General features: G+C 35.9%; 10 protein-coding genes. 2 read left to right on the forward strand and 8 right to left on the reverse strand.

Translation table 11 applies throughout. From position 1 onward, the window contains the following. Nucleotides 1–302, reverse strand: a 302-nt coding sequence (gene dtd, locus VNJ50_RS14330) for a D-aminoacyl-tRNA deacylase (protein WP_325582979.1), incomplete at its 3' end; no start/stop codon positions are given. Nucleotides 303–439: 137 nt separating this feature from the next. Beyond that, nucleotides 440–1,387: a ribosome small subunit-dependent GTPase A gene (gene rsgA, locus VNJ50_RS14335; protein WP_325582980.1), complete on the reverse strand. Its 948-nt coding sequence runs from the start codon at nucleotides 1,385–1,387 to the stop codon at nucleotides 440–442. A gap of 86 nt (nucleotides 1,388–1,473) precedes the next feature. Between rsgA and VNJ50_RS14340 the strand changes: the two genes are divergently transcribed. Continuing rightward, nucleotides 1,474–2,121 carry a hypothetical protein gene (locus VNJ50_RS14340; RefSeq protein WP_325582981.1) on the forward strand — a complete coding sequence of 216 codons (648 nt, stop codon included), beginning with the start codon at nucleotides 1,474–1,476 and terminating at the stop codon, nucleotides 2,119–2,121. 99 nt (nucleotides 2,122–2,220) lie between these two features. On the opposite strand, the gene VNJ50_RS14345 is transcribed toward VNJ50_RS14340, so the two are convergent. The 4 genes from VNJ50_RS14345 to VNJ50_RS14360 form a co-directional block, all read right to left on the reverse strand. Further along, complete coding sequence (locus VNJ50_RS14345) at nucleotides 2,221–3,303, reverse strand: bifunctional 3-deoxy-7-phosphoheptulonate synthase/chorismate mutase type II (protein WP_325582982.1); 1,083 nt, start codon at nucleotides 3,301–3,303, stop codon at nucleotides 2,221–2,223. A 101-nt stretch (nucleotides 3,304–3,404) separates the two neighbouring features. Beyond that, a complete protein-coding gene (locus VNJ50_RS14350; protein ID WP_325582983.1) occupies nucleotides 3,405–4,256 on the reverse strand; it encodes a prephenate dehydrogenase in 852 nt (283 codons plus the stop codon). Nucleotides 4,257–4,316: 60 nt separating this feature from the next. Beyond that, nucleotides 4,317–5,480 (reverse strand): pyridoxal phosphate-dependent aminotransferase, encoded by a 1,164-nt coding sequence (locus VNJ50_RS14355; RefSeq protein WP_325582984.1) that lies wholly within the window; start codon nucleotides 5,478–5,480, stop codon nucleotides 4,317–4,319. Continuing rightward, nucleotides 5,477–6,307 carry a prephenate dehydratase gene (locus VNJ50_RS14360; protein ID WP_325582988.1) on the reverse strand — a complete coding sequence of 277 codons (831 nt, stop codon included), beginning with the start codon at nucleotides 6,305–6,307 and terminating at the stop codon, nucleotides 5,477–5,479. The genes VNJ50_RS14355 and VNJ50_RS14360 overlap by 4 nt, the downstream gene beginning before the upstream one ends. Before the next feature lie 334 nt (nucleotides 6,308–6,641). Here VNJ50_RS14360 and gldA point away from each other — a divergent pair, with 334 nt between their 5' ends. After that, complete coding sequence (gene gldA / locus VNJ50_RS14365; RefSeq protein WP_325582985.1) at nucleotides 6,642–7,538, forward strand: gliding motility-associated ABC transporter ATP-binding subunit GldA; 897 nt, start codon at nucleotides 6,642–6,644, stop codon at nucleotides 7,536–7,538. A gap of 4 nt (nucleotides 7,539–7,542) precedes the next feature. On the opposite strand, the gene VNJ50_RS14370 is transcribed toward gldA, so the two are convergent. Next, entirely contained in the window at nucleotides 7,543–8,292 is a 750-nt protein-coding gene (locus VNJ50_RS14370) for a head GIN domain-containing protein (protein ID WP_325582986.1), read from the reverse strand. Nucleotides 8,293–8,301: 9 nt separating this feature from the next. Next, nucleotides 8,302–8,965 (reverse strand): acyloxyacyl hydrolase (locus tag VNJ50_RS14375; RefSeq protein ID WP_325582987.1); only part of this gene is annotated, 664 nt, incomplete at its 5' end.

An 8,965-nucleotide genomic window follows, 5' to 3' on the forward strand; every position in this document is an offset into this window, starting at 1 on the left:
ATATCCGGTTTTGCAGCTTTGATATAGCTCGGTCGATTTCCTTTTTTCGTTAGCGCATGAAGCGTAAACTGACTGACTACAATCACATCGCCATCAACATCTAAAAGCGACTTGTTCATCACACCGTTTTCATCATCAAAAACGCGGAGATTGACGATTTTTCTGGTCAGCCATTCAATATCATCTTGTGTGTCTTCATTGACAATTCCCAATAAAATAAGTAATCCCGATCCGATGGATGCTACTTTTTCGTTATTAATTGTAACACTTGCTTTTGACACTCTTTGAACGACTACTTTCATGAATTTTTATATCCCAAAAAGAAAAATTTAAAAAATTATTGTTTTTTTTTGAAACCTACAAGGTTTTAAAACTTAGCGCAGCGATCTCATGCAGCGAAGCAAGTAAACCTTGCAGGTTGGCACCATCATCTGCATACTTATTTAACCCATTCCTCCGTTCGATAATGCTCATCATCCCCTTCTAAAATCTGCAAATAACTTCGATAGCGTGAAAAAGAAATCTCATCGTTATCCAACGCTTCTTTAACAGCGCATTGCGGCTCTTCAACATGAATGCAATTATTGAATTTACAATATTGTTTAAGTGCAAAAAACTCAGGGAAATAATCGCCAATTTCCTCCTTATCCATGTCCACAACGCCAAAACCTTTAATTCCTGGCGTATCTACTATTTTGGCACCAAAGCTCAAATCGAACATTTCTGCAAAAGTAGTCGTATGCTGTCCTTGCATGTGAAGCATGGAAATCTCCTTGGTTTTAAGATCCAAACCAGGTTCTATGGCATTGACTAAAGTGGATTTTCCAACACCGGAATGTCCTGCAAACATGCTTGTTTTATTTGTCATCAATACTTTTAAATGATCGATATTGTGCCCTGTAAGTGCAGAAACTTCAACACATTCATAACCAATCTTTCTATAGATAGATGCCAAATATTTTACTTCCATCGTATTTTCCTCATCATAAGTATCCATTTTATTGAATACCAAAATGGTTTTGATGCCATACGCTTGCGTGGACACCAAAAAACGATCTATAAAACTGGTCAATGTTGGTGGATTATTAATCGTTACTAATAAAAACACCGTATCAATATTGGCCGCAATAATATGCGTTTGCTTTGATAAATTCACCGATTTGCGCACGATATAGTTTTCACGATCATGGATATTATGAATAACTCCAGTAGTAACATTATCTAATGTTTCCACCGAAAAATCCACAACATCACCCACCGCAATCGGATTGGTGCTTTTAATACCTTTTATTCTAAACCGTCCTTTTATACGGCAATCATATACCGCGCCAAGCGCTGTTTTTACGGTGTACCAACTTCCGGTAGATTTATAAACGGTCCCTGTCATCAATTACGTTTTAGCAACAAAATAACAATTATTTAATTGAACAAAAATGTATATTAGCATTTAAATTTTAAACCTAACCTAAACACATGAAAAAACTTCTACCGACTATTTTGTTATTTACTTTTATTGTAAATCTAAATGCTCAAACCCATCTCTATGAAAATCCCGAATTCGACAAAATTTCTGAGTCACATCGAATTATAGGTATTGTGCCTTTTAAAACTAAAGTGAAATTAAGGCCCAAACAAATGAAGGATATGACCACTGAACAGTTTGAACGACTAGAAAAAGCTGAAGGCGAAGGCATTCAGACTGCACTTTACTCTTGGTTTTTGAAACGTAAAAAAAGAGGTGACTTGAAATCTATTGACATTCAAGATGCACGAACCACTACAGCCATATTAAACAAAAACGGTATTAATTATAATAATATAATGGATTACACCCCTCAAGAACTCGCTCAAATTCTTGGTGTAGATTCTGTAATTTCTGGCGATTTTGAAACAAACAAACCAATGTCGGAAGGAGCCTCCGTTGCGTTAGGCCTACTTATTGGTTTTGGTGGTGCTACAAATAGTGCGGTAATAAACATGAATGTTCATAATGCCGAAGATGGCGTATTACTGTGGAATTACAACAAAAAGGTGAGTGGTGGCCTGGGAAGCAGCTCCGAAGATTTAATCAATGTATTAATGAGAAAAGCTTCTCGACGATTAAGTTATACTAAAAACTAAGGCTTCGAAACCTTCAGGTTTTCAAACTTAGAAATTTTATATCTCGAGAATTGAAAAGTAAATAAAAGGCTGCCTCCATCGGAAGACAGCCTTTTGTTTTTAACTATTTATCACGCGCTCTTGGTGATTGATAGATTCCTGATGAATAGCCTTAAACATTTTAAGGATAAATTCTTCACTCAATCCATTTTGCTCACCTTCCAACACCATATTTCCTAAAATTTCATTCCAGCGTTTACTTTGTAAAACCGCAACGTTTTTCTGCTTTTTAAGTGCACCAATACCATCTGCAAATTTCATGCGTTTCCCGATCATTTCAATAAGTTGATTATCGACCACATCTATTTGAGCTCTTAAATGATTTAAATTGGCATTGTATTCAGCCTCAGGATCAGATTCTTTTCTGATACGCAAATCACGCATAATTTGAACCAAAGTTTTTGGTGTAACTTGTTGCGAAGCATCGCTCCAAGCGGCATCAGGATCTGTATGCGTTTCGATCATAAGTCCATCAAAATTCAAATCTAAAGCAGTTTGCGACACATCAAAAATCATATCGCGCTTTCCTGTGATATGTGATGGATCATTAATTAATGGCAAGTCAGGAAATTTGGTTTGCAATTCAATAGCCAATTGCCATTCTGGATTATTTCTATATTTTGTTTTTTCATACGTTGAAAAACCTCTATGAATAGCACCCAATTTTTTAATATTAGCTGATGCCAAACGCTCAATTGCTCCCAACCACAATGGCAAATCTGGGTTGACCGGATTTTTAACCAACACAATTTTATCGGTTCCTTCCAAAGCATCTGCAATTTCCTGAACTATAAATGGACTTACGGTTGATCGTGCACCAATCCAAAGCAAATCAATATCATGCTCTAAAGCCAACTCAACATGCGCTCTGTTAGCTACTTCAGTGGCCGTTTTCATACCGGTTTCTTCCTTAACTCTTTGCAACCATTTTAATCCCAAAGCACCAACACCTTCAAACATTCCAGGACGTGTGCGAGGTTTCCAAATTCCGGCTCTATAATAGTTCACATCGGTGTCTTTTAATTGACGCGCAATGCCCAATACTTGTTCTTCTGTTTCTGCACTACATGGTCCAGCAATAACTAAAGGATGATCTAGCTTTAAATCATCTAACCACGTTCTTAATTCTTTCTTGTTTTCCATAATTGTTTAGTGTTTCCAAATTTAACATTTCAAGTTTCATCCTATATTTTACAAGTTTTTAGTGATAGAAACCTGACATTTAGACTTTTTAAAATCTTCTTTTATTGTATTCCGTTTAATATTTCTTTGATATGATTAGTATTTTTCATTTCCAGATAGATAGAATCAAAATCATCATCATATATAAGATCTCTGAATTTTTTCAGATTGACAATGTATTCATCCAAAGTTTCCAGAACGTTGACTTTGTTTTGTTTAAAAATTGGCGTCCACATTTCGGGCGAACTTTTGGCCAAACGAACCGTTGATGCAAATCCACTTCCTGCCATATCAAAAATATCGCGCTCGTTTCGTTCTTTATCAATGACTGTTTTACCCAACATAAAGGAACTGATGTGCGATAAATGCGACACATAGGCAATATGGATATCATGCGCTTCTGGATTCATATAACGAATACGCATTCCCAAATCCATAAACAATTGAAGTGCTTTTTCCTGAAGCTTGAAAGCTGTTTTTTCTACTTCACAAATGATGTTGGTCTTATTTTGAAACAGCCCTAAAATGGCTGCTTTTGGCCCAGAAAACTCAGTACCCGCAATAGGATGAGCTGCAAGAAAGTTACGACGTTTGGGATGTCCGTCCACAACTTTACAGATTTCTGATTTTGTCGAACCCACATCCATTACCAAAGTATTATCAGAAACCAGATCCAACACTTTTGTAATTTCAACGACCGCCGCATCCACCGGAATTGACAAAATAACCAAATCGGCATTTTTCAGATCTTCATATGTGGCTTTAGCATCGATGACATTAAGTTGCAACGCTTCATCCAAATGGTTTTCATTATGATCGATTCCGAAAATCTTTACTTTAGGATCGTGTTTTTTTATATCAAGGCCCAAACTTCCCCCAATCAATCCGACACCTATGATGTATATGTTTTTCATTAAAAATATATTGTTATAAATATGTCTGTTGTAATATTTGACATTGTTAACTTCGATTGATTACTGCTCAATGGCAACGCGCGTTACTCTAGAAATTGCATCTTGCAAATCCTCCAACGGCGCACATAACGAAAACCTAATATAACCTTCGCCATTACTCCCAAATATGGTTCCCGGAGCAATAAATATGGAATGCTCTTTCAACACTTTATCAATAAACTCTACAGATTTAAAAGCTTGTGGTAATTTTGCCCAAACAAAAAGTCCGGTTGCATTTATGTCATAAGTACAGTTTAGGGCTCGCGCCAATTCCCATACTTTTTGTCGGCGTTCTTCATAAACGCTATTCAAACTCGTAAACCACATTTTCGAACATTTTAACGCTTCAATCGCACCTATCTGGATGCCATAAAACATGCCCGAATCCATGTTGCTTTTCACTTTTAAAATGGCGTTGATATACTCTTGTTTTCCCAGCACCATTCCTACGCGCCAACCTGCCATATTAAAAGTTTTGCTTAACGAATTGAGTTCTAGACATACCTCTTTGGCATCTTTATATTTTAAAATACTACGAGGATAGTCGTTCAGAACAAAACTGTATGGATTATCGTTTATGACCAAAATATTATGGCGTTTTGCAAATGCAATTATGTTTTCAAAAACCTTATTGCTTGCCGTTGCACCTGTTGGCATGTGTGGATAACTTACCCACATGATTTTTACTTTTGACAAATCACTTTTTTCTAATGCCACCAAATCGGGACACCAATCATTATCAGCTACCAAATCATAAAAGACTGGAACTGCACCAACCAATTTTGTCACTGATGAATAAGTTGGATATCCAGGATTTGGGATCAAGACTTCATCACCAGGATTCAAAAACGCCATCGAAATATGCATGATGCCTTCCTTACTTCCCATTAACGGCAGCACTTCTGTCAACGGACTCAATCCAACCCCATAATGTTGCATGTAAAACTCAGTCATCGCTTCACGCAGTTCCGGCAAACCCTGATAACTTTGGTATTTGTGTGCAACGGCATCTTTCATGCTGTCGTTGATTGCCGAAATAACGCGTGCCGGTGGTTCCATATCCGGACTACCGATTCCTAAATTGATAATTGGCTTTCCCTGTGATTTTAATAGGGCTACTTCTCGTAATTTTCTCGAAAAGTAGTACTCTTCTACCGTGTTTAATCTGTCTGCAAAAGTGATCATTGTCGTGCGTTTTTATATTCGCCAAGAATTCTAAATTCCTCAGCCATTATTTCCATTATTGATTTTGCTTTTTTATAATCATCGTATTTCTCAAAAGTAACGTCCACAAAAAAGGCATATTTCCAAGGTGTATCTATTTTGGGCAACGATTGAATTTTGGTAAGGTTCATCCTACAATCACTCATCACATTAAGTATCGATGCCAAACTACCACGCTTATGATCTAACGTGAATTTTAATGAAGCTTTATTGATCTCTTTTTCATCCAAAAATCCATTGCTCGTTTTAGCAATCACAAAACGGGTTTCGTTCTGCTTGATGGTTTGGATACTTTCTGCGATAATTTCCAATTCAAATAACTCCGAAGCCAATCGGCTTGCAATAGCGCCTACATTTTTGAGTTGTTTTTCTTGAATACGCTGTGCTACTTCGGCCGTATCTTTATCCTCCACCATCTTAATATGAGGATATTGTTTAAAGAATTTTTTGCATTGCAACAAGGCCATCGGATGAGAATACACTTCATGGATATCTTCAATGGATTGACCCGGCAATCCCATTAAATGATGTTGGATATCTAAATAATGCTCACCAATAATGTGCAGTTTATTATCATCAATCAAAGCATAGTTTGGAATAATAGAGCCTGCAATCGAGTTTTCAATAGCCATAATTACCGCATCCGTTTTGTGGGTCAAAACGCTTTGAACGGCACTATCAAACGTCAGGCATTCATCAATACTTTCCAATAAACCATTAAAATACTCTTGCGCAACAATATGATGAAATGACCCTTTTACGCCTTGTATGGCCACAGATTTTATCATATTTTTCTGATCTTCTTCAACTGACGATTTCTTTGTAATTAACATATACGGTGTGTTTTTAACCTTCTTAAAACAAAAAAGGTCCCGATTTTCATCGAGACCTTTATACTAAATTTATCTTAATAAATTATACATACGAAGTCTCGTTCCTTTTGCTAAAAAAGAAATAAAACCAGTTTTGATATGTAAAATTAATTGTTTTCATAATTTGATTTCGCTAAAGTAAATAATAAAATGGATAAACAAAATGTTTTTTTAATTCTTTTTTAATTACAACGATTTCGTTAATTCATGGCATGTCTAAAATGCTTACTTTTGAGCAAAATTTTGAACTATGTCCATTGAAGTCAATCAACTTACCAAGGTTTACGCCAATCAAAAGGCACTGAATGCAATTTCCTTCAAAATAGAAAAAGGAGAAATTGTCGGTTTTTTAGGCCCGAATGGTGCTGGAAAATCAACGATGATGAAAATTTTGACCACTTATATCAATGCTACAAATGGTGACGCTAAAATCAATGATTTTGATGTGCAAAAAAACGCCTTAGAGGTTCAAAAACAAGTTGGCTATTTGCCAGAACACAATCCTTTATATTTAGAAATGTATGTTAAGGAGTATTTGGCATTCAATGCAGATGTGTACAAAGTTCAAAAATCCCGAATCAATGAAGTGATTGAACTTACCGGACTTACTCCAGAAGCTCATAAAAAAATTGGTCAACTCTCAAAAGGTTATCGTCAACGGGTAGGATTAGCAACGGCATTATTGCACGACCCAGAAGTATTGATCTTGGATGAACCTACTACTGGATTAGATCCAAACCAGTTGGTGGACATTAGACGTTTGATAAAATCATTGGGCAAAGAAAAAACCATATTCCTTTCTACACATATCATGCAAGAAGTAGAAGCCATTTGCGATCGTGTTATTATTATCAATAAAGGTGAAATTGTTGCCGATAAAAAATTAGACGATCTAAAAGCCGATCAAGAACAGATTATTGAAGTAGAGTTTGATTATCGTGTCGAAGATGCTTTTTTGAATCGTTTAAAGCATATACAGGAAGTCAAGAACACGCATGATTTTATATATGAACTCACGTTTTCGACTAAAGAAGATATGCGCCCATCAGTGTTTGATTTTGCACATGACAACGGTTTAAAAATCTTACGATTGAATCAAAAAAACAAAAACTTAGAAAGTTTGTTCAGGGAATTAACAGCACAATAAGCTGTTATTCAATAATCAAACGGCCCGTATAAAACGTTTGTACGTCAACCACTGGCGGTTCATTGACTAAAACAACATTGCCCGTACTTCTAATTTCTCCTTTTATTGATGTTCTCGCATTAAGGATCATATCATTACTACTGCGCTGAAAAAAATTGATGTTTTGCGCAATCAAATGCCGTCCTTCAAAGCGTGAGTTACCGGCATAAAATCCAATGGTTAAATGCTCAACCGTTCCACTTAAAAACATGTGCGATTGGTTATTGTTAAGGACATTCAGGTTTTGGCAATTGACTTCCATTTTAAAATCGCCAACCGTATGATAATTACCTTCCTGTCCAAAATCTTCAGAAATCAATGATAAATTAGGATAGTTTAAAACGCCCTGACCTAAAGTAGTCAATCCGGTACTCGATCGGATTTGGGTGATATTTGGTGCGCTCACATAAATTTTAGTAATACCATAATCCCTTACAAGATTGCAACCATTATCATCTTTTAAAATAAGTTGGCCGTTATCAACACTAACTGCAATATCATCCATTAAATACTCGCCAGTTTCAATAATAACCTTTTGTTCCGCGGCTTGTTTGATGATAAGCTGTACACGTTCAAAAACCACAATGCTACTAAAATCTGGAACAACAACTTCTTTTTGAACAATAGCTCCAGAGTTTTGAAAACAATCGGGTACATTCGTTCCGTTGCAAGAAAACAATAAAATGACGATAGAAAAGTAAATTGATTTTTTCATGTTTTTATTTTAAAACCTAATGCCCACTCCAAATTCCACTGCTTCGGCTTTGGCAACATGCGCTTTTAAAGTAATCGCTCCAAAAAACTGATCTCCAAAATAGCGTTTCAAACCAATTCTATTATAAATACGGCCTTCAAAATCATAAGGATAATACGCATAATAACCCAATTGAGTGATGAAAGACATTTTATTGATAAACAATTCGTGCCCAACAAAAACGCCCAATCGCTTGTAGTCTGTATCAGCGTCGACATTATATTCTGGATAAGCGACAGAATAATAATAAATCAATTCCTTTAAAAAATTCGCAAAAAACACTTCGGTGCCAACATGAAGTGCACTTTTTCTGTTAATGCGTTTATCGGCATAAAAAGACAGATTATAAAATGGAAATTGACCCATGCCCACCACATCACTTTCATTAACACCAGCACTAAAAACAAGGTTGTATTTTATTTTTTCAGTAAACTTTTTATTTTCGGTTGAAGGTTGAAAATCGGGTTCTTTATCATCATCCAACAGATAATTGGCACCAATATTAAAAGCTAACGTATTTGTAGAATTGTTGGGCGCTTTGACATTGGCATTGGAATAATGTACTACAGATATCCCAGCCTGAAATCCCAAACCTTTCCAAATGTTATCCTTTTTATAATTGAGCATAAAATAG

This window comes from Gelidibacter sp. (genome assembly GCF_035577925.1).
Classification (GTDB): domain Bacteria; phylum Bacteroidota; class Bacteroidia; order Flavobacteriales; family Flavobacteriaceae; genus Gelidibacter.

Bases quoted from the DNA above. Each gene is read 5' to 3' on its own strand.
- rsgA (WP_325582980.1), bottom strand. From the start codon at position 1,387: ATGACAGGGACCGTTTATAAATCTACCGGAAGTTGGTACACCGTAAAA.
- VNJ50_RS14340 (WP_325582981.1), top strand. From the start codon at position 1,474: ATGAAAAAACTTCTACCGACTATTTTGTTATTTACTTTTATTGTAAAT.
- gldA (WP_325582985.1), top strand. From the start codon at position 6,642: ATGTCCATTGAAGTCAATCAACTTACCAAGGTTTACGCCAATCAAAAG.
- VNJ50_RS14355 (WP_325582984.1), bottom strand. From the start codon at position 5,480: ATGATCACTTTTGCAGACAGATTAAACACGGTAGAAGAGTACTACTTT.
- VNJ50_RS14370 (WP_325582986.1), bottom strand. From the start codon at position 8,292: ATGAAAAAATCAATTTACTTTTCTATCGTCATTTTATTGTTTTCTTGC.
- VNJ50_RS14360 (WP_325582988.1), bottom strand. From the start codon at position 6,307: ATGATAAAATCTGTGGCCATACAAGGCGTAAAAGGGTCATTTCATCAT.
- VNJ50_RS14345 (WP_325582982.1), bottom strand. From the start codon at position 3,303: ATGGAAAACAAGAAAGAATTAAGAACGTGGTTAGATGATTTAAAGCTA.
- VNJ50_RS14350 (WP_325582983.1), bottom strand. From the start codon at position 4,256: ATGAAAAACATATACATCATAGGTGTCGGATTGATTGGGGGAAGTTTG.